Origin of the sequence: Caballeronia sp. AZ7_KS35 (assembly GCF_023631045.1) — a bacterium.
GTDB lineage: Bacteria > Pseudomonadota > Gammaproteobacteria > Burkholderiales > Burkholderiaceae > Caballeronia > Caballeronia zhejiangensis.
On the sequence record NZ_JALQDV010000038.1, the window covers coordinates 164,172 to 184,720 of the forward strand.

Consider the following 20,549-nt stretch of genomic DNA (forward strand, 5'->3'; position numbering starts at 1 on the left):
TTCGCTTTATTAAATCTTCGCAATTCTAAACATCCAAGAACGATCGATAGACAACGTCCTATTTGAGCGAAGACCTTCAGTCAGCGAATTTTTCGAAGCCAAAACCGAAACAGGAGAATGAAAGGTGCCAGCGCAAGAAGCATCACGATTTCCAGTGCCCCTTCGCACTCGAGGCAACGTGGTTCAGAATCCGGATGCCGTCGCCGAAGCGAGGCTGTGGTCTTTGCTCGACGCAAAAGCCGTCGCCATACTTGAAGCGACGCCTGAGCTCGACAGCATCATTGAACGCTTGCATCAAAGTCACGGATATCTCGCAAGAGCCGAGGCGGATCTCTTGCATCTGCGGAGCTCGCTCAGGATGCTGGCCACGCAAAAACGGGCCGCGCAAGCGGATATAGACGCGGCAGTCGAGCAAGCAACGACCGCGGTTAGCAGGACCGTCGAAAACCGCGTGCAACTTGCACTTGACGCGTCGCGAAACGGAATAAACGTCAGGTTCTTTTGCGTCGATCACTTCGAGAATCCCGCGAGCGCAGACGGTCTGTGAGGGCCGAAATCTTCGCGCAACGATCGATCCGCGCGCGGATGTGCTTCGTCGCGATGCGGAAAAAAACAACGTGTTCAGACTCGAACATGTTCAACGATCTCCGGCGCTTTCGAAAGATTGAATCTATAGTCGAGGGCTGACCCGTCAGGGGCCGTTGCATACGTGAACTCACCCTCGCCCGAATGCTGCCCGCCGCGCTCATCGAAACCGCCAGCCGCCCCTACCGCGCGGCGGGCCGGTTCGCGTGGCACTTCGCATCGGCCAAGCTGCGTCGCGATCCGTTCTTCGCCCATATCCTCGCGCACGGCCTGATTCCGGATGGCGCGCGCATCCTGGATCTCGGCAGCGGCCAGGGCTTGCTCGCCGCGTGCCTCGTCGGCGCGCACGCGTGGCATCGCGAACACGCCCAGCGTGCGTGGCCCGCGCGCTGGCCCGCGCCGCCCGTGCCGCGCTCGATTCACGGCATCGATCTGACGCCGCGCGACGTCGCCTGGGCGCGCATCGCGTTGCAGGCGCACGAGGCGCGCATCCGATTCGTGTGCGACGACATTCGCGCGGCGCCGTTTCCCGATGCCGATGTCGTCGTCGCCTGCGATATGCTCCATTACGTCGATGCCGACGCGCAGGTGTCGATCCTCCGCCGCGCGCGCGCCGGCCTCGCGGCGAACGGCGTGCTCCTGCTGCGCGTCAGCGATGCCGCCGCGGGCTGGCACGCGCGCCTCGATCGCGCCATCGATTTCGGCATGCAGATCGCGCGTTCGGGGCGCGCGAACGGTCTGACGGTCCGCAGCGAGGCGCAATGGCTCGCGCTGCTCGGCGATCTGCGATTCGCGGTCTCCATCCGTCAGATGGGCCACGGCGCGCACGACGCCAATCGTCTGTTGATTGCGCGTCCCGTCGGCTGATTGGCGGCATCGTCCAAAGGCCTCGTTTGTTACAATTCATCGTTTTCGAACGCTCCCGACTCAAGGGAAACGAGCCCGTAGTGAATCCTCTTCTGCTTACGCATTTCACCGCGACGAGTTGCGCGGGCCGCGGGCTCGACGCGACGCTCGCCGCGCTCTCGGACGCACGCAGCGGACTCGCGCCGTGCGACTTCGAGGGCGCCGCGCTTGCCACTTATACGGGCCGCGTCGCGGGCATCGAGGATGCGCCGGTGCCCGCGGATCTCGCCGCGTTCGACTGCCGCAACAACCGGCTCGCGCAACTCGCGATGACGCAGGACGGCTTCGACGACCGCGTCCGCGAAGCGATCGCGCGTTACGGCTTGGAGCGCGTCGGCGTGTTCATGGGCACGAGCACGGCGGGCATCCTCGAAACCGAACTCGCCTACCGGCGTCGCGACACCCGGACGGGCGCGCTGCCCGCCGATTTCAATTACGCCAACACGCACAACCCCTATTCGCTCGCCGCTTTCGTGCGCGCCTATTTCGGGCTGCGCGGGCCGGCGGCGTCGGTGTCGTCGGCGTGTTCGTCGGGCGCGAAGGTGTTTGGGTCGGCGCGGCGCATGCTCGAAAGCGGCGTGATCGATGTGGCCATCGTCGGCGGCGTCGATACGCTCTGTCTCACGACGCTCTACGGTTTCAATTCGCTGGAACTGCTCGCGCCGGGTCCGTGCAAGCCGTTCGACGTGAAGCGCGACGGCATTTCGATCGGGGAGGCGGCGGCGTTCGCGCTGCTCGAACGCGATTTGGCCGATCCCGCCGATGACGACGCGATCCGCCTGCTCGGCATCGGCGAATCGAGCGATGCGTATCACATGTCGTCGCCGCATCCGGAGGGACTCGGCGCGCGGATCGCGATGGAACAGGCGCTCGCGAGCGCCGGTCTCGATGCGAGCGACATCGGCTACGTGAATCTGCATGGCACGGCGACGCCCAGCAACGACGCCGCCGAAAGCCGCGCTCTTACGAGCCTGTTCGCGCGCGTGCCGTGCAGCTCGACCAAGGGCGCGACGGGGCATACGCTCGGCGCGGCCGGCGCGCTCGAAGCGGTGATCGCCGCGTTGACGCTGCAGCACCAGATGATTCCCGCAGGCGCCAATACCACCGAGCCGGACCCGGCGCTCGGCCTCGACTACGTGCTGACGACGCGCGCCGCGCCGTTGCGGGCTGTGCTGTCGAACTCGTTCGGCTTCGGCGGGACGAACTGCAGTCTCGTGTTCGGACGCAAGGGAGCGGCATCGGCATGACTCCATTGCGTGCATTTATCGAAGGCATCGGCGTGATTGGTCCGGGCCTGGCCGGCTGGCCCCATGCCGCCGACGTGCTGACGCAGCGCGCCGTTCGCGACGCCGCTCAAACCGTGCTGCCCGCGCCCGCCGGTCTGCCGCCGGCCGAACGCCGCCGCACCGGGCCGGTCGTGCGCGCGGCGCTCGCTGCCGCGCACGAAGCGGTCGCGCAGAGCGGCCGCGACGCCGCGACGCTCGCTGCCGTGTTCGCGGCATCCGGCGGCGATGGCGGGAATTTCCACGCGATCTGCGAAACCCTCGCGAGCGCCGAACCGCAGCTCTCGCCGACGCGCTTCCACAACTCGGTCCACAACGCGCCCGCGGGCTACTGGAGCATCGCGACGCGCGCAATGGCCGCGTCGAATGTGCTGTGCGCGTACGACGGCAGCTTCGCGGCCGGCTTGCTGGAAAGCCTCGCGCAAGTGAGCGTCGATGGCGCCGCGACGCTGCTCGTCGCCTACGACACGGACTATCCCGAGCCGTTGCGCCAAGTGCGTCCCATCGTCGATGCGTTCGGCGTCGCGCTGGTGCTCGCGCCGCATGAGAGCGAGCGGACGCTCGGGCGCATCGAAGCGCATCTGTCGGACGAGGACGCTTCCGCTTTCGCCGATGCCGGTCTCGAAGCGCTGCGCCTGTCGAATCCCGCCGCGCGCGCGCTGCCGTTGCTCGACGCGCTGGCGCATCGGCGGGCGGCGAACGTCGTGCTGGATTATCTCGACGGCACGCAGCTCGCCGTGAGCGTCGAGCCGTCATGATGTTCGGCCGCGACTGGATCGCCGCGCGCATTCCGCATAGCGGCTCCATGTGTCTGCTGGATGGCGTCGTCGCGTGGGATGCAAAGCGCATCCGCTGCACCGCGACGAGTCATGTTTCGCCGGATAATCCTTTGCGCTCGAAGGGACGTCTCGCGTCGGTATGCGGCATCGAATACGCGGCGCAGGCGATGGCGGCGCATGGCGCGCTCGTCGCATCGAACGAAGCGAGACCGCGCGTCGGGATGCTGACCAGCGTGCGTGGCGTGGAAACGCACATCGACCGGCTCGACACGCTCGACGCCCCGCTCGATATCGAAGCCCAACGCATGGGCGGCGACGACAACACCGTGCTCTACCGCTTCACCGTTCACTGCGCAGGCCGGCTGCTGCTGAGCGGCCGCGCTGCGGTGATTCTCGACGCCGCTCAGCGCGCCGGTTTCGTCGCGCAATAAGCGGAAAAGATGCCGAGCTCGACGTCGCGGCGCACGTCGATGAAACCGGCGCGCTCGATCGCGGCGATCACATCGGCGGGCGGCACGCAGGCCTCGATCGTGTCCCAGTAATAGCGCATCAACTCGACGCTTTCCCCTTTCTTGCCGACGATGCGCGCGATCGTCGGCACGACGCCGCGCATATAGAACTTCAGTGCAGCGATGCCGATACCATGCCCGGGCCGCGTGATTTCCAGCACGCAGAGCCGTCCGCCGGGCGCGAGCACGCGGAAGTATTCGTCGAAGGCCTTCGAAAGATCGCTTACATGACGCAGCGCGAAGCCCATGCTCAGAAAATCGTAGGCGGCGTTCTCGCACGGCAGATCTTCCGCCGTGCCGATGCGCGTTTGCACGCCGATCGGCAGATGCGCCTCGCCGACCATGCCCGGACTCGGATCGACGCCGGTCACGAGCGCCGGATCGCCGGTGATCGCGACGGCTTCCCTCGTGACGAGCCCCGTTCCCATGCCGACATCGAGCACGCGCATGCCGCGCGCGAGTCCCGCCGATCGCAGCGCGCGATTTCGATACCACGAACCGGAACCGAGCGCCATCACGCGTTCGATCGCGTCGTAGTCGGATGCGGTGCGGTCGAAGATGCCGCGCAGCCAGACGCGCCTTTTCGATTCGTCGGCGTAGTAGGAGGTGAGCGGCTCGTGCGGGGCTTTCTTGTCGAGGGGATCGCGCCGATGAGAGGTCATTCAGTCTCCAGATTTCGCTGTTCGTTTTATCGCTTCAGTGGAGCGTCGTCCACGCAAGCGCGATGGAGAACGTGGCCAGCACGATCGATGCCCCGCGCTGAACGCGCTCGGGACTCAGCCACGCGAGACGCCCGGTGCCGAGCGCCGCGCCGAAGGTGATCCACAGAAAGCCGATCGGAATCAGCGCGGCGGCGAAGATCGACATCGTCTGAAGATAAACGACGGCATTGCCGAAGGCGCTGGCCGGAAAGATCGCGCTCGCGAAGAGCATCGCCTTTGGATTGAGCAATGTGGTGACGAAGAGGGTGCGCATGCCGACCGTCTTTTGCGCGGACGTCGGCAGGGAGACGGCAGTGCGCCACATCAGGACGGCGAGATAGGCGATGTAGACGCTGCACGCGACGCGCAGAAATGTCGGGAGCCAAGTGAGAAAGCCGGCCGCGTGCGTGACGAGATAGCCCCAGACGGAAATTGCGATGAGGTAGCCGGCGAGCTCGGCGGCCATGAGCGGCGTGGCGCGCCTGACGCCGCGACGCAAGCCCGCGGTCGCGAGCAGTGTGTTGGTCGGTCCGGGCGTGATCAGGATGATGACGATGCCGAGCAAAAGGAGCGCGGCCTGGGAGCTCGAATGCATGGAACGGTTTTGAATATTGGATGCAACGTGCTTAATACCATAATTCGATGCCGTTTCTGCCGCGCGGCAAGGTTTGCTAGCCGTGTCCAGGGGCGCATCGACGGCGTCAGCGCGCAAGCGGCTTCGCCTGCTCCATCGACGACGCGCGCACGAACTTCCCCGCGCCGAGATGGTGAATCGTGTGTAGCGGCTGATTCGATTCGTCGATGATCCAGTGGCCGTCGACGAACACGCGCGAATCGGCAGCGGCTGCGACGACTTCGGCAAAACAGGTGTCGTAGGCGTCTTCCGTGTGCTTCTCGTCGATCAGCCTGCATTCGAGCCAAGCCGCGCAATTCGTTTCGATGAGCGGCAGACCGAGCACCGGCCCTTCCACGATGTCGATTCCGAAGGCCTCGAACTTGTCGATCTCGCGCCCGCTCGTCGAGCCGACGGCGTACGTGAGATCGATCATCGCCGCACCCGGCACGACGATGCCGAACGTGCCGCTCGCGGCGGCGAGCTCGCGCGTGTAGGTGCGCTTGTCGATCACGACGGCGATGCGCGGCGGCGTGAACTCCACCGGCATCGACCAGGCGGCGGCCATCACGTTGCGGCGCGCGCCGTGCGCGCTGGTGACGAGAACGGTCGGACCGTGGTTGATAAGGCGGCTGGCGTGCTCCAGCTTGACGGGACGGAAATGGCTCATGGTTTTATGTGTGCAAAAGACAGTGCGGGCCATTGTATGCGGCGTTCAAAATGCGCGCGTCCGCCGATCGATCCTAAGAAGATCTTCTTGACAGACACTCTTACGATATATATCTTTAGATATGTTTTACGACATATCTGGAGTGTTCCCTATGAAATCCCGCTGCTTTCAACGTGCGCGTGACGGCGGTTTCCGCGCATTCGGCTTTGATGGTTCTGCGTTCGACGCCCCAGAGTGGCACGAACGATTCGCTTTCGAACGTTGGGGAATGATCGGCCGTCATCGCCATGGCGGCGGCGGTCGCTTCGGCGGCGGCCCCGGTGGCATGGGCGGGTTCGGCGGCGAAGACGGCATGCCGCGCGGCCGCAAGTTCTCGTCGGACGACTTGCAACTGTTGCTGCTCGCAATGCTCGCCGAAGCACCGCGTCATGGTTATGAACTCATCAAGGCGCTCGAAGACCGCTCTAACGGTTTCTACGCGCCGAGTCCCGGCATGGTCTATCCGGCGCTCACCTATCTCGAAGAGCTCGGTTATACGACCGTCGAGCTGGAAGGCAACCGCAAGCGCTATGCCCTTTCCGACGCGGGCCGCGAATACCTCGCATCCAATCGCGAACGCGTGGACATCATGCTCGCGAAGCTCACGCATTTCGCCCGCAAGATGGATCTCGTGCGCCGCGCGTACATGGGCGAAGAAGTCGACGACGCCGCCGCCGACAACGGCTGGGCGCCCGAGCTGATCGCCGCTCGCCGCGCGCTGAAGAAGGCGCTGCTCTTGCGCACCGACGCATCGCAGGAAGAACAACGCCGCATCGCCGCGATCCTCGCGCGCGCGACGGCCGAAATCGAACAAAACCCGGCGCCGAAGCAGGCGTAAGGAGCCAAAGACGATGACCGATTCCATCCTGCAAGACCGGCCCGATCTCGAAGTCACGCGTGTGCGCCACGCGCTCAAGTTTCGGCTGCTGAAAGTCACGCGCGTCCAGGCGCTCAATCCGCACTTCGTGCGCGTGACCTTCACGGGTGACTCGCTCGACGATTTCGTCAGCGCATCGTTCGACGATCACGTCAAGCTGTTTTTCCCCGCGCCGGGCGAGACCCTGCCCGCGCTGCCGCAAGCGGGTCCGAACGGTCCCGAGTTCGATCCGGCCAAACCGCGTCCGATTGCGCGCGATTTCACGCCGCGTCGTTTCGACCGTGATGCGCGCGAGCTCGATATCGAATTTGCACTCCACGAAGCCGGTCCAGCAACGGCCTGGGCCGCGCAGGCCGCGCCCGGTCAGCATCTCGGTATCGGTGGACCGCGCGGTTCGTTCGTCATCCCAACTAACTTCGACTGGCATCTGATGATCGGCGATGAAACCGCGCTGCCCGCCATCGCGCGTCGTCTCGAAGAACTGCCCGAAGGCACGCGCGTCGCGACGCTCATCGAAGTGGCCGATCCTTCCGCGCGTATCGAATTCGACACGCGCGCCGATCTGTACGCGCAATGGCGTTATCGCAACGAAAGCTCACATCCCGGCGGCGCGTTGCTGCTCGCCCTTCGCGAAACCTATGTGCCCGATGGCGAAGGCTATGTGTGGGCGGCGGGCGAAGCCACGCTCATGCGCGAAGTGCGCAAGCTGCTATGCGACGAACGCGGCATCGACAAGAAACGCATTCGCGCTTCGGCTTACTGGAAACGCGGCGAACAAGGCGTGCACGAAACGATCGACGGTTGATTCGTGATCGCCCGACGATAAACCGGTGATAATCGAGGCACGGAGACGTTCAACGCTTATCACACGGCAGGGCGACCATGACCGACACGTTCAAGAAAAAGTCCGATGACGAACCCGCGCAACCGAGCGGCCTGCGCAAATCGCTGACGAGCTATGGCGACAATGGCTTCTCGCTTTTTCTGCGCAAGGCGTTTATCAAGGGCGCGGGTTATACCGATAGTGCGCTCGATCGGCCCGTCATCGGCATCGTCGATACGGGCAGCGCGTATAACCCGTGCCATGGCAATGCGCCGCAACTCATCGAAGCCGTCAAACGCGGCGTGATGCTCGCGGGCGGCTTGCCGATGGATTTCCCGACCATATCGATCGCCGAATCGTTCTCGCAACCGACGAGCATGTATCTGCGCAATCTGATGTCGATCGACACCGAAGAGATGATCCGCGCGCAACCGATGGACGCGGTCGTGCTGATCGGCGGATGCGACAAGACCGTGCCCGCGCAGTTGATGGGCGCGGCATCGGCGGGCGTTCCCGCGATTCAACTCATCACCGGCTCGATGCTTACAGGAGCCCATCGCGGCGAGCGCGTCGGCGCATGCACCGATTGCCGGCGCTATTGGGGCCGCTTTCGCGCGGAGGAGATCGACGAAGCGGAAATCGCAGCGGTGAACAATCGACTCGTCGCGAGCGTGGGGACATGTTCCGTGATGGGCACGGCGAGCACGATGGCGTGCATCGCCGAAGCGCTCGGCATGACCGTGCCAGGCGGCGCCTCGCCGCCTGCGGTGACGTCGGATCGTATGCGCGTTGCCGAGCTCACTGGCACGCAGGCCGTGCAGATGGCGCGCGAGAATCTCACCATCGACAGGATCCTCACGGCTGAAGCATTCGAGAACGCAATGCGCGTGCTGCTCGCGATAGGCGGCTCGACCAACGGCATCGTGCATCTCACGGCGATCGCGGGACGCATGGGTTATGACATCGATCTGCAAGCGCTCGATCGCATGGGACGCGAGACTCCCGTGCTCGTCGATCTGAAGCCGTCCGGATCGCATTACATGGAGGACTTTCACAAGGCCGGCGGCATGGCTACGCTGTTGCGCGAATTGAAGCCGCTATTGAACCTGAACGCGCTGACGGTGACGGGCCGCACGCTCGGCGAAGAGATCGATGCTGCGGGCCCCGCTTTCGCGCAGAATGTCGTGCGCCCCTTCGACAAGCCGATCTATCCGCAAGGCGGCATCGCGGTGCTGGACGGCAATCTCGCGCCGGGCGGCGCGATCATCAAGCAATCGGCGGCGAATGCGAAGTTGATGGAACACGAAGGGCGCGCGGTCGTGTTCGAGAACGGCGCCGATCTCGCGGCCCGCATCGATTCGGATGATCTCGATGTCACGCCCGACGATATCCTCGTGCTTAAGAACATCGGGCCGAAGGGTGCGCCGGGCATGCCCGAAGCGGGTTATATCCCTATCCCGCGCAAGCTCGCGGTAAAGGGCGTCAAGGATATCGTCCGCATCTCGGATGGACGCATGAGCGGTACTGCGTTCGGCACCATCGTGTTGCACGTGACGCCTGAAGCGGCGGTGGGCGGTCCGCTCGCGCATGTTCGAACGGGCGACCGCATTCGCCTGAGCGTATCGAAACGCGAGATCAGTCTGCTCATCAGCGATGAAGAACTCGCAGCGCGCGCTAAAGGGTCGCCGGTCACGATTCCCACTGCGGATCGCGGTTATCGCAAGCTGTTCTATGACACCGTCACCCAGGCGGACAAAGGCGTCGACTTCGACTTTCTTCGAGCTACGCAGACCCGCGGGGTGATACCGCGCCGATAGGCTCGAAAGGCCACTTGAGCGTGGCCTTTTTTTCAACCGGGACTCGATCCGTCAGCCACGGCTTCCGAAGGATCTTTGGAACTGCGATAGACATACACTTGCGTGCCCACAGGACTTGTCTCCCACAGTCGCTGCATGACTGCCTCTGATCCTACTCCCATGCAGCCATGGCTGGCGCCCTCATATCCTTGGTTCTGAAAATCGTATGAGAGGTGGAAGGCCTGACCGGAGTGCTTGTCTTGATCCCTGTCCCATGCAATGAACATCGCATAGGGCATGGGCGTTCCATAGGCCTTTGAAATGTGATGGCGGCTCTTGAAAGCTATGCGTCCGCGACCTTCGCCTGTGGCATATCGCGCACCGCGGGCATCGCCGGGACGCACATAATACGACCACTGCGCTATGCCATTTTTATAAACCGTTGCGGTGAAAGTCGTCTTATCGACACAAATGATGTGCTTGGCTTTGGAGCAAATGGAAGGCACCGTCGTGGATGCGGGTGTCGGTGCCGTATCGAAGCTGAAACCATCCGGGACGACGGGGCCGGCCGTCTTTCCATCGTGAGGTTCAATGGCTGGATTCGCAGCATACGATGCACTGGCCTGAGCCTGAATCACCTCGATTGCATCGACTACAGACAGCCCTTTCAAGGGATCCGAAGCGAGCACCGGGCTCGACGCGACCGCTTCCATCGATACATTTGCCGCCGCGTCAGAAGGCATGACATTGACGCTTGCGGCTAGCGCGCCTAACGCCAGCACAGCCACGACACCTACAGCCAGCCATTTCCAACGGCGCTGGCCCAAACAGAAACTACGCACTCCCTATCCCTCTTAAAACGAAGTCGTCGCAAAAATTGAAGCGATGCGATTATCAACGCTCTCCGAGGGGTTGTCGATCAGCCACTTCTGGTTGTACCGCGACATATCGCAGCACGCGTTTCTCTACGCGTGGGTGATGCGGTTTCCGATACCGTCGCATAAGCGCATCAGGCGTGATGCGTTTGCAACGCCGCGCCGCGAATCTCAATCACGTCCGCCGAATCAGCGACGCATGCGGTTGCGATCAGCACCTCCCGATTCGTATGGCGGCACACCACGTTACGAACACGGTCCATGCCGAAGCTGAAGACGCCGCGCTTCCTTGCACCGAGCACGACGAGATCCGCATCGAGGCGATTGGCTTCATCGGCGATGATGCGGCCGACGCTGCGCCCGTCTCGCGGCAACGTGCGCGTTTGCCAGTCCGCATCGATGCCCGCACGCCGAAGCATCTTCTCGCTGCTGCCGCGAATCAAGAGCGCGAGCTGATTCACGAGCGCGGGCAGGTCCGATAGACATTCCATCTGCCATCCCGCCCACCACGGCGACGATTCGATCACATGCAGCACGGTCAGACGCGCGTTGTTTTCGCGCGCCCGCGCAATCGCGGTCGACAGAGCGGCTTCGCTGAAACTCGCGCCCACTGCGACGAGGATATGTCGATACATGGCGCAACCCTCCGATCAATCGATGACATCCATCGCTCTATGCATGACATCATGATCGGCGACGACAATTAGGGGAAAGTGAGCGCGAAGCGCACGAGCCTGTACGATGCGATAAATCAAACTGATGCCATCGGGCACCTTCACATGGACAATCGGGAACTGCTCAATCTCGCGTATCTGCGCGCATTTCGGCTCGTCGCGCAAACGGGCAGCGCCACGCGCGCCGCAGCGGCGCTGTTCCGCGCGCAATCGGCGGTCACACGCTCGCTGCAGGAACTCGAAGCGGCGGTCGGGGAAACTTTATTGGAGCGTCGTCCGTCGGGCATGTTGCCCACGCCTGCGGGACGCGCTGTGCTGTTGCGCTGCCAGCGCATCTTCGCCGAACTCGAAGAACTGGCGCAGTGGTGCGCCACGCGCCAGTCACGGCGTCGGACCGCGACAGGCGGCACGCTCCCGGCCTTTCTGCTCAATACACGGCGGCTTCAGTTGTTCTCGGCACTCGCGCGCCATCGGCATATGCCGAGCGCAGCGCAGACGTTGGGGCTCAGTCAACCGGCCGTCAGCAGCGCGATCCGCATCATGGAGACCGGCGCTGGCATGCAACTGTTTTATCGCAGTCCGCGCGGGTTGCTGCTCACCAGCGAAGGCGAAACTTTCGTGCTGCATGTGCGGCGCGCGCTGAACGAACTGCGCCACATTCCTGATGATCTCGCGGCGCTGCGCGGCACGATTCAAGGCTATGTCACGGTCGGCGCGCTGCCGCTTGGCAGAACGTTGATCCTGCCTGGCGCGATCGCGCGCGTTGCCGCGCAATATCCAGGCGTGCGCGTCGTGACGGATGAGAGCTCGTATGAAACGCTGGTCGCGGGACTGCGTGCCGGCGATATCGATTTCGTGCTCGGCGCGTTGCGTCAGAACGATGCGTCGAGCGGACTCGTCAATGAGCGCCTCATGTCGGAAGATATCGTCGTGATCGCGCGTCGCGGGCATCCGCTTGCAGCGCGAAGTGCCCTGACGCTCAAGGACCTGATCGCTGCACAATGGATTCTGCCGCGTAGCCAGGCACCCGCGCGCGGAATGTTCGAAGCGCAGTTCAAGCGATGGAAACTGAAACCGCCGATGCCGACCGTCGAGACCGCCGATCTCGCGGTCATTCGCGGGCTCCTGATGCATACCGACATGCTCGCTGCCGTATCCGCACAACAACTGCACTACGAATGCGAGTCGGGTCAGCTAACCGTAATGGACATTCCGCTGCAAGCCACGCGCCGCGAGATCGGGCTTACGATGCGCGCAGGCGGCACGCCCTCGCCGGCCGCGCGTGCATTGATCGACGCAATCCGCTTGACCGTCGATCAACTCGGGCATGAGTTGCGGCGCGAGTCGCGCAGTATCGTCAAGACAGTCGGCGCAAATGTGTCACCTTGATTGCGAACTGCTTTCAAGGTCATCTGAATTGTTTATCGCGCAGACGCGTTTTGTACTGGGCTCCATTCGTGTTGTATCGTTCGAGAGAACGCGATAACCGCAACGGCAAGGAGATGCCATGAACGAACAGCAATGGCTGGCGATGGACGAATACCTGTGCGATCGAACGCAAACGCCGGACGCCGCACTCGAAGCCGCATTGAAATCCAGCGCGGACGAAGGGCTGCCTGCGATCAACGTCGCGCCAAACCAGGGCAAGCTGCTGCAGATGCTCGCGCAGTTGCGCGGCGCGCGACGCATTCTCGAACTCGGCACGCTCGGCGGCTACAGCACGATCTGGCTCGCGCGTGCCCTGCCTGCGGACGGTACGCTCATCACGCTCGAAGCCGTCGAGCACCATGCTTCCGTCGCGCGCAAGAACATTGAACGCGCCGGATTGTCGGGCGTTGCGTCGGTGATTGTCGGCGACGCTGTGGATACGCTCGAATCATTCGTGCGCGACGGCATTCCGCCTTTCGATTTCATCTTTCTCGACGCCGACAAGAAAAGTTATCCCGCCTATTTGCGCCTCGTGTTGCGCCTGAGCCGGCCCGGCACGGTGATCGTCGCGGACAACGTGATCCGCAGTGGCCGCGTGGCGGACGTCGGCAGCGCCGACCCCGACGTCATCGGCGTGCGCAAGTTCTTCGACATGCTCGCAGCCGATACCCACGTGACGTCCACGGCGATTCAAACGGTCGGCAGCAAAGGGTGGGACGGATTCTCGATCTCGATCGTCTCGTGAACGGCGCCCGCAACGGTTGGTGCATCGAGACGCCTCGTTCGACTTCCTCTTACTCCGACGACATCTCCTGCCTGCGCAAGCCGAGCCATCTGCCTCGCAATGCGGGCGCACCACTTTGCGAGCGAGGATGCGGCAGCTTTCTGCATTCGACATGCATGTCGCGCGAAGCCGCCGCGGCCACGAACCTGTCGATCTCCTCGCGCACGTCGGGGTCGATATAGTCCGCGCGTGAAGCGTCGAAGATCACCGTCGCGCCGTCGGGTATCGTGCGCAGATGATGTTTCAGCGTGACCTTGCCAAGAAATGAAACGTCTTTTCTGAACGACACCAGATAGTGATCGTCGTGCTGCGCAATCGTAATGGGACGGCTGAGGTTCGCGCGCATGGCAAGCAGAAGACTGCATGCAATGCCGAGCAGAATGCCCATCAGCAGATCGGTCAACAGCACGCCGGCAATCGTCGCGATGAACGGCACGAAGCGCTCGATGCCCTGTTTCGCGACCGCTGCGAACAACGAAGGCTTGGCGAGCTTGAGACCCGTGAAGATCAGGATCGCCGCGAGACAGGCCAGCGGAATCAGGTTGATGACGCTCGTCAGCGCGAACACGCTCACGAGTAGCAATGCGCCATGCATGAACGACGACCATCGGCTCTGCGCGCCCGCATGCACGTTCGCCGAACTGCGCACGATGACGGAAGTTATCGGCAGCGCGCCAATCGCACCTGCCATCATATTGCCGATGCCCTGCGCCTTCAGCTCGCGATCCGGATGCGCCGCGCGCTTCTTGGGATCGAGTTGCTCGACAGCTTCGAGGCTCAGCAGCGTTTCGAGGCTTGCGACGATAGCAAGCGTGAATGCGAGCCGCCACACATCGGGGTTCGCGAACTGCGAGAAGTTCGGCAATTCGAGCGCATTCGTGAACGCGGTGAACGACTCCAGCGACGGCAGCGCGACGCGATGTTGCGCGGGCGGTGCGAAGCCAGGCGCGAACAGATCGAGCAGCAGAGTCGCACCGATGCCGAACGCGACCACTGCGAGCGGCGCGGGCACGGCGCGCACGAGCGCAAAGCGACGCATCGAGCGTGTTTCCCAGCCTGCGAGCATCGCAAGCGAGACTACGGCGACAATGCACGCCGCTGCGGATATCGGACCGAAGGGCGTGTCGAGCATGCCCGGACCGTTCGCTGCAGTCGCGCCTGCATTCGCGAATCCCGCAGCAAGCGGAATCTGCTTGATGACGAGCAATAGGCCAATAGCCGCGAGCATGCCTTTGATAACCGACGAAGGCACATAGGCCGCGAAGCGCCCCGCTTTCAACATGCCGAAGCCGAATTGAATCGCGCCTGAAAGCAGCACCGCGAGCAGAAACGCGGAGAAGCTGCCAAGCCCGGCGATGCCATCGACGACGATGACGATCAAGCCCGCGGCAGGGCCGCTCACGCTCAATTGCGAGCCACTCAGCAACGCGACGACGAGGCCGCCGATAATGCCCGACAGCAGACCGGCGAACGGCTCCACGCCGGATGCATTGGCGATGCCGAGACACAAGGGCATCGCGACGAGAAACACGACAGTGCCCGCGAACATGTCTCGCGGAAAAGTGGCTAGACGGTTATGCGAGTTCATGGTTTTTTTCGAACGAGTTGGGTCCTGCGAATGTCGCGAAAGCGACCTCGCATCGATAAGCGATCGTTGGAAATGAGCGGGCTTAGGCGGCCCGAAGCGATGTGACCTGCGCGCTCGCAATGTCGCGACTGTCGCTCTCTTCGGCATAGCCCGAAGCGAGCACTTTGATGAGCCCGTCGTGCAGGCCGAAGATCCAGCCATGAACGCGTGGCGGCACGTCGTGCTCTCGCACGATGGCGTGTTCTCGCAAAAGCCGCACTTGTTCGAGCACGTTCAGTTCGGCGAGTCGATTTGCGCGCGCGTCGAGCTCGCCGAATGAATCGAGTTCGTGCCGATGCCGTTCGCCCAGCGCGCACAGCGGCGCGATCCGGCGATTCACATGCGGCAGGTCGCTCGATTTCGGCAGGAGCGAGGCGCGCACGCCACCGCATCCGTAATGGCCGCAAACGATTACGTGATCGACCTTCAAAACGCGCACCGCGTATTCGAGCACGCTCAACGTGTTGTCATCGGATGGAGAAAAAAGGTTAGCGATGTTGCGATGTACGAAGAGGTCGCCAGGATTGGCGTTCGTCACAGTCTCGGCGGGCACGCGGCTATCCGCGCAGCCTATCCACAGCACTTTAGGGCTCTGTCCTTGGGCGAGACGCGGAAAAAATTGCGCGTCGGCGTGCGCGGTCTCGCGCGCCCAGGCAATGTTTTCCAGAAGCATTCGTTTCGGTCGATTCATGCAGATCTCTCCAGAACGGGCGCGCCATAGTTGCACACGCAAGTATTCGAATAAGGGCCGCATCTGCGTTGCAGTGCAGCGAGATTCTTACGAATAACTTTCGCAGAAAAAGTTCAGCGCTGTCCAGAGAAAAAAACAGACAAATAAATTTATTTTTTTTGAAAGATCGCGCAGGACCAATGATGCATTCGCCAGTGGGTTCAAAGCTGCAGGCGCGCCGTCTGATAATCTTTGTACTTCACGCTCAGCATTCGCAAACAGATGACCGACCCTGCAGCAAGCATCGACACGACGCGCTTCGTCGAACTGAATGGCGCCGCTTCTTCGGTGCGCATCGAATATCAGTGGCTGAATCCGGAGCGCGCCGATGCGCCTATCGCAGTGTTCCTGCATGAAGGACTGGGCTCGATCGCGCTATGGAAAGGCTGGCCGCAAATGCTTTGCGATCGCCTGAACTGCAGGGGACTCGTCTATTCGCGGCCAGGTTATGGCCGATCCACGCCACGGCGCGCCGAAGAAAAGTGGCCGGTCGAGTTTCTGCATCTGCAAGCGCAAAAAGTATTGCCCGCATTGCTCGATGCGCTCCACATCGACGCACGGGAACGTGCGCGCATGTGGCTCGTCGGGCATAGCGATGGCGGCACGATCGCCCTGCTCTACGCCCGAGCATTTCCCGAATCGCTTGCCGGTCTCGCCGTCCTCGCTCCGCATTCGTTCGTGGAACCGATGACCGTGGAAGGCATCACAAAGGCGCGTGAAATGTATGAAACGACGTCGTTCCGAGAAAAGCTCGAGGCTTATCACGACGATGTGGATTCAGCCTTTTACGGATGGAACGATGCGTGGCTGAATCCCGCGTTCTTGCATTGGGACATCACGGAACAAATATCGTCGATCAAACGGCCATTGCTCGCCATTCAAGGCCTGGACGACGAATATGCGTCGATGCTGCAACTCGACAAGATCGCGGCGGCTGTCGGGCACGCGCAGCTCGTCAAGCTCCCGCAGTGCCGCCACTCGCCGCATCGCGATGCGACCGATGCAGTGAACGATGCGATCGCCGCTTTCGTGCGAACGCATCAGCAGTGAATCAGCGTTTGATCTTCAGATAAGCTCGGCTTATCGCGGGCCGCGTATGCACCCATAAACGCGATGCCAGCCACGAAGCCGGCCGGTCGCGCACTTCGAGCCGCTTGATCGTACGTTCGGTATCGTCGGATGCAGCGCGATCCAGCGGATTCGCGCCGACGTTCGTTCCAGTGTGGCATGTGTAGAAGTGCCTGAATCCCGCATTCAACGCGACTTCCCGATAGTCGTCGTCGTAATAACCTTGCGGCCAACACAGATGATCGGATACTTCGCCGAGACGCGTGCGCAGTGCGCCACGCGCGGCGCTCAGATCGTTCTGCAACGCCTTGCGTTTCTCGTCGCGCGAACCCGCAACCTGATCCCAGCGCACATGAGAATGCGTATGGCTATGAAATTCGAACGTGCCGGCTTCACGCATCGCTTCGATTTCGGACCAGCGCAGGATCACATCATCGGCGTATCCATTTTCGATTGCGCGCTCCCCCGCACGATGATCGAGCAATCTCGGCATCGTTGCCAAGTTATCCGATGCATTCGGACGAACGCCGCCTTCGCCGGGCCAACTGCTGACAAGAAAGCACAGCGCCGTAAAATCATGGCGCTTCAATACCGGATGCGCGTGCACCCAGTTGTCGAGATAACCATCGTCGAAAGTGATGACAAACGATTTCGCGGGCACGTCCTCGCCGCTCAGAAAACCTGCGAGTTGCGCCGCGCCGATGGTGCGATAACCCGCGCGCGCAAGGTAGTCCATTTGCGCGGCGAAGTTATCGGGCGTCACTGTGATCATGCCGGGCGATGTGCTGACGTGGTGGTACATCAGCACGGGAACGGCGCGTGCATACTTCGCGCTCATCTGCGATGACCTCGTTCGTGCAATGCGCGCTGATAGAAACTGGCCGTTTCGTCCGCCATATCGCTTATGGTGAAGCCACGTTCGGTGATGCGAAGGCTCTCGTCGCGCAGACGCTGGCGCAACGCCGGATCGTCGATCATGCGGACAATCGCCGCACGCAATGCAACGGGATCGTGCGGCGGCACGAGCAGTCCATTCACGTTGTCTTCGATCAGTTCCGGCACGCCATCGACATGCGTGCCGATGACCGGCAAGCCCGCCGCCATTGCTTCGATGAAAGCCTGGCCCAGCGCTTCTTGATGCGTGGGAAGAACGAATAGATCGGAACCGCGAAAGATATTGGGGATATCGGTGCGAAAGCCCAGCAGGTGAATGCGATCGGCGAGGCCGAAGCTATCGACGATTCCCTTGATGCGTTCGAACAAAGGACCATCGCCCGCCATCACAACATGCAGGTTGGGATGCGTGTCGACGAGCGGGCGCACTGCCGCAATAAGATCTTCATGTCCCTTCTTGTCGCGCATGATCGCAACCATGCACGCAACGAATGCGTCCTCACCGAGACCGAGTTCCGCGCGCAAAGTCGAATGCGAGACATGCTGAGGTTTCGGAATGCCATCGTAAATAGTCTGCACGCGCTTCTCCGCAACACCCGCCGAAATCAGATAGCGGCGCACGTAATGACTCACGGCGATCACGCGATGCGGAAGCCATGTATAAGTTGCGAGCGACGAGATGGGCAATGCCAGATGCCGCGTACGCACGATGAGCGGCGTGCGCGCCAGCCGCCCCGCCGCGCCGGCAACGAGACTGTCGTGGCCACTATGCGTGTTGAGCACGTCGAACGCGCGGCGACGCAGAAGCGCTTTGATGGCCAGAATCGATCGCATGTCGCCGCCACTGCGCATGCGCGCGTGGTGAACGGCGAACCCAAGTTCGGCGCAACGTTGCCCGAGCCGCGCATCGCTCGGGCAAATCAGCTCGACGGTATGGCCGCTTTCGCGCAACGCGACCATCTCCTTCAACGTCCGTATTTCTTGACCGCCCCATCCCTTCGAGGACTCGCTATGTAGGATCTTCAAACGCCTGGTCTCCACGTCCGACACATTCCTGTCGGAAATATTTCGTAATATTCACATTACCTTACTGGCCTTGGCGATTCGTAAAAAAACGCAAGGAATTTGATATGGCCTCGAACGAGGCTTATCGAAAGAAAGAATGCAAGCAGATGAACGCGCGCCGAAGTGGCGATCCGTCGATAACGATTCTTCGACGAAGTGAACCGAGTGCGTGAAAGGCTAACGGCTCACTTACGCGTTCGGTTGACTCGTAGCTGGCAATTTCGTCAGCTTAGCTATTCGGATCCTAGCGTGGAATTGGGGGATTCCGAACTAACCCGTCGGACATGCGGGTGCTTAAGCATGCGATAAGAATTGGGCCGATTGCGCAAACGTTTGATGCGCACGCGCTCAAGCAAGCCTTTTGGACGATAGCTCGACAACCCATCGCAACAGTAATTAGGCGCGTTTAGAACGAACCGCAACGCCGTCTTTCGGTCGATTTTTCTCGGCCGGCAAGCATCATTCGAGCGTGATAACTTCAACCGATATCCGGAGGAAAAAATCATGCTGCTCTCAGACAATGAACTGGCCCGCTTGCAATCCGTCGCGCCGTTTTTACGAAACGAAGCGCACGCGGCACTCGAGCTGGAAGCGAACTATGAAGTGACGATGGAGCTCGAATCGCATTTGCAACCGGGCCTGCGCATACGCGCGCCGGATTCGTCGCGGACGACGGCCGCTTCGGATGCGCCGCCTTACGCGCTCGATCTGTTCGTTGGCTTGCCGCTGAATGAGTTGCGCGCGCTCTCACATGCCGATGACGCTACACGCGAAGCCGAGATCGCGCGTTTCGGCGCGCGCTTCTCGCCGCGTCTTCTGCGCGCGATTGCCAGGATGGCGCCGCACGAGATCGATCTCGATGCCGGCGTGCAAAGCGAAGCCGGCACGCTTTCGGTCATGCTCGAAGAAGATTAAACGACGCCACTGCGATCAGTCATTCTTCGATGCCGCCTCATGCGCGCGCCGCAGCCGCTCCCGGCTGTTCGACAAATGCATCCGCATGGCCGCGCGTGCTGCTTCGGGATCGCGGCGTTCGATCGCATCGAAAATATCTTCATGCTCGCGATTCACGCGATCGAGATAGCCAGAAGGATCGTTATGCGCAAGCGCCGCCGAATTGACGCGCGTGCGCGGAATGATCGTGTTGCCGAGCTGGCTCAGGATGCTATGGAAGTAACGATTACCGGTAGCCTTCGCAAGCTCGAGATGAAAGGCCACATCGGCCGCGACCGCGCTGCCTTCGCCCGCTTCGATGAGCCGCTCGAATTCGTCGAGCGCCCGGCGCATCTGCGCGAGGTTTTCATCGGTGCGGCGCATGGCCGCGAGACCGGCCGCCTCGGCTTCGAGGCTGATGCGCAATTCGAGAATCGCCATCACGTCGCGCACGGTGAGATCGCCGGCGGCCTCGATCTGGAACCGCTCCTGATCGCCCGCTTCGAGCACGAATGTACCGATGCCGTGCCGCGTCTGAACGAGGCGCGCAGCCTGCAATCGCGAAATGGATTCGCGCACGACAGTCCGGCTCACGCCGAGTTGCGCCATGATTTCCGATTCGGTCGGCAGCTTGTCGCCGGGCTGAAGCGCGCCGCTGCGAATCCGCTCCGATAACTCGGCGACGACTTCCTCGGTGAGATTTCGGGAGCGGCGAAGCGCGCCGGACGCGAGTGCTTGGGACATTGAAAGGCCGATCTTTGTATGCTCGATGAGCAATTATAGGGCGCGGGACAGCTTGTACGATGACTATCGTTTTCAGCGCGAAATTCGACGTTCCATCGAGGCAATTTCTAGAACCAATAATCGCTTCATTGAGCGAGCCGCATGAC

22 protein-coding genes are annotated in these 20,549 nt (G+C 62.0%); 12 read left to right on the forward strand and 10 right to left on the reverse strand.

From position 1 onward, the window contains the following. The first annotated feature begins 178 nt into the window (after window positions 1-178). The 5 genes from NCT05_RS23485 (at window position 179) to NCT05_RS23505 (ending at window position 3,984) form a co-directional block, all read left to right on the forward strand. A complete protein-coding gene (locus NCT05_RS23485) occupies window positions 179-547 on the forward strand; it encodes a hypothetical protein (protein ID WP_175981049.1) in 369 nt (122 codons plus the stop codon). A gap of 182 nt (window positions 548-729) precedes the next feature. Beyond that, window positions 730-1,452 carry a class I SAM-dependent methyltransferase gene (locus NCT05_RS23490; protein WP_250503288.1) on the forward strand — a complete coding sequence of 241 codons (723 nt, stop codon included), beginning with the start codon at window positions 730-732 and terminating at the stop codon, window positions 1,450-1,452. A gap of 80 nt (window positions 1,453-1,532) precedes the next feature. Next, window positions 1,533-2,738: a beta-ketoacyl-[acyl-carrier-protein] synthase family protein gene (locus NCT05_RS23495; protein ID WP_033536216.1), complete on the forward strand. Its 1,206-nt coding sequence runs from the start codon at window positions 1,533-1,535 to the stop codon at window positions 2,736-2,738. Further along, the gene (locus NCT05_RS23500; protein WP_250503290.1) at window positions 2,735-3,532 is read left to right on the forward strand and encodes a beta-ketoacyl synthase chain length factor; all 798 of its coding nucleotides are present in this window, start codon (window positions 2,735-2,737) and stop codon (window positions 3,530-3,532) included. The genes NCT05_RS23495 and NCT05_RS23500 overlap by 4 nt, the downstream gene beginning before the upstream one ends. Beyond that, window positions 3,532-3,984: an ApeP family dehydratase gene (locus NCT05_RS23505; RefSeq protein WP_008348304.1), complete on the forward strand. Its 453-nt coding sequence runs from the start codon at window positions 3,532-3,534 to the stop codon at window positions 3,982-3,984. The genes NCT05_RS23500 and NCT05_RS23505 overlap by 1 nt, the downstream gene beginning before the upstream one ends. Here the strand turns inward: NCT05_RS23505 and NCT05_RS23510 are convergent. The 3 genes from NCT05_RS23510 to NCT05_RS23520 form a co-directional block, all read right to left on the reverse strand. After that, window positions 3,957-4,724, reverse strand: a complete 768-nt coding sequence (locus NCT05_RS23510; RefSeq protein WP_175981054.1) for a class I SAM-dependent methyltransferase — start codon at window positions 4,722-4,724, stop codon at window positions 3,957-3,959. The two genes, NCT05_RS23505 and NCT05_RS23510, sit on opposite strands and share 28 nt — an antisense overlap. Window positions 4,725-4,758: 34 nt before the next feature. Continuing rightward, complete coding sequence (locus tag NCT05_RS23515) at window positions 4,759-5,358, reverse strand: LysE family translocator (RefSeq protein ID WP_250503292.1); 600 nt, start codon at window positions 5,356-5,358, stop codon at window positions 4,759-4,761. A 106-nt stretch (window positions 5,359-5,464) separates the two neighbouring features. Beyond that, window positions 5,465-6,046: a flavin reductase family protein gene (locus NCT05_RS23520; protein WP_008348308.1), complete on the reverse strand. Its 582-nt coding sequence runs from the start codon at window positions 6,044-6,046 to the stop codon at window positions 5,465-5,467. Between the two features lie 121 nt (window positions 6,047-6,167). Between NCT05_RS23520 and NCT05_RS23525 the strand changes: the two genes are divergently transcribed. The 3 genes from NCT05_RS23525 (at window position 6,168) to NCT05_RS23535 (ending at window position 9,602) form a co-directional block, all read left to right on the forward strand. Further along, a complete protein-coding gene (locus tag NCT05_RS23525; protein WP_502800892.1) occupies window positions 6,168-6,923 on the forward strand; it encodes a PadR family transcriptional regulator in 756 nt (251 codons plus the stop codon). A 13-nt stretch (window positions 6,924-6,936) separates the two neighbouring features. Next, a complete protein-coding gene (locus NCT05_RS23530; protein WP_008348310.1) occupies window positions 6,937-7,767 on the forward strand; it encodes a siderophore-interacting protein in 831 nt (276 codons plus the stop codon). Between the two features lie 77 nt (window positions 7,768-7,844). Next, entirely contained in the window at window positions 7,845-9,602 is a 1,758-nt protein-coding gene (locus tag NCT05_RS23535; protein WP_250503294.1) for an IlvD/Edd family dehydratase, read from the forward strand. A gap of 32 nt (window positions 9,603-9,634) precedes the next feature. On the opposite strand, the gene NCT05_RS23540 is transcribed toward NCT05_RS23535, so the two are convergent. Together NCT05_RS23540 and NCT05_RS23545 are read right to left on the reverse strand one after the other, a co-directional pair. Next, on the reverse strand, window positions 9,635-10,423 hold the full coding sequence (locus NCT05_RS23540; protein ID WP_250503295.1) for a L,D-transpeptidase: 789 nt from the start codon (window positions 10,421-10,423) through the stop codon (window positions 9,635-9,637). 167 nt (window positions 10,424-10,590) lie between these two features. After that, window positions 10,591-11,091 carry a universal stress protein gene (locus tag NCT05_RS23545; RefSeq protein ID WP_250503296.1) on the reverse strand — a complete coding sequence of 167 codons (501 nt, stop codon included), beginning with the start codon at window positions 11,089-11,091 and terminating at the stop codon, window positions 10,591-10,593. Between the two features lie 144 nt (window positions 11,092-11,235). Here NCT05_RS23545 and NCT05_RS23550 point away from each other — a divergent pair, with 144 nt between their 5' ends. Next, window positions 11,236-12,519 (forward strand): LysR family transcriptional regulator, encoded by a 1,284-nt coding sequence (locus NCT05_RS23550; protein WP_175981069.1) that lies wholly within the window; start codon window positions 11,236-11,238, stop codon window positions 12,517-12,519. 118 nt (window positions 12,520-12,637) lie between these two features. Beyond that, a complete protein-coding gene (locus NCT05_RS23555) occupies window positions 12,638-13,303 on the forward strand; it encodes an O-methyltransferase (RefSeq protein ID WP_008348315.1) in 666 nt (221 codons plus the stop codon). 49 nt (window positions 13,304-13,352) lie between these two features. Here the strand turns inward: NCT05_RS23555 and NCT05_RS23560 are convergent, their stop codons facing one another. Both NCT05_RS23560 and NCT05_RS23565 read right to left on the reverse strand, forming a co-directional pair. After that, window positions 13,353-14,930: a SulP family inorganic anion transporter gene (locus tag NCT05_RS23560; protein ID WP_250503297.1), complete on the reverse strand. Its 1,578-nt coding sequence runs from the start codon at window positions 14,928-14,930 to the stop codon at window positions 13,353-13,355. A gap of 82 nt (window positions 14,931-15,012) precedes the next feature. Then, a complete protein-coding gene (locus NCT05_RS23565; RefSeq protein ID WP_175981073.1) occupies window positions 15,013-15,660 on the reverse strand; it encodes a carbonic anhydrase in 648 nt (215 codons plus the stop codon). Between the two features lie 261 nt (window positions 15,661-15,921). On the opposite strand from NCT05_RS23565, the gene NCT05_RS23570 reads away from it, so the two are divergent. After that, entirely contained in the window at window positions 15,922-16,749 is an 828-nt protein-coding gene (locus tag NCT05_RS23570) for an alpha/beta fold hydrolase (protein WP_250503298.1), read from the forward strand. A gap of 1 nt (window position 16,750) precedes the next feature. Here the strand turns inward: NCT05_RS23570 and NCT05_RS23575 are convergent, their stop codons facing one another. Beyond that, on the reverse strand, window positions 16,751-17,605 hold the full coding sequence (locus NCT05_RS23575) for a polysaccharide deacetylase family protein (RefSeq protein WP_250503299.1): 855 nt from the start codon (window positions 17,603-17,605) through the stop codon (window positions 16,751-16,753). Beyond that, window positions 17,602-18,687, reverse strand: a complete 1,086-nt coding sequence (locus tag NCT05_RS23580; RefSeq protein ID WP_175981077.1) for a glycosyltransferase — start codon at window positions 18,685-18,687, stop codon at window positions 17,602-17,604. The genes NCT05_RS23575 and NCT05_RS23580 overlap by 4 nt, the downstream gene beginning before the upstream one ends. Before the next feature lie 543 nt (window positions 18,688-19,230). Between NCT05_RS23580 and NCT05_RS23585 the strand changes: the two genes are divergently transcribed. Further along, window positions 19,231-19,641 (forward strand): hypothetical protein, encoded by a 411-nt coding sequence (locus NCT05_RS23585; protein ID WP_250457341.1) that lies wholly within the window; start codon window positions 19,231-19,233, stop codon window positions 19,639-19,641. Between the two features lie 15 nt (window positions 19,642-19,656). Here NCT05_RS23585 and NCT05_RS23590 read toward each other — a convergent pair whose 3' ends face one another. Continuing rightward, complete coding sequence (locus NCT05_RS23590; protein WP_008348324.1) at window positions 19,657-20,403, reverse strand: FadR/GntR family transcriptional regulator; 747 nt, start codon at window positions 20,401-20,403, stop codon at window positions 19,657-19,659. Window positions 20,404-20,549: the final 146 nt, after the last annotated feature.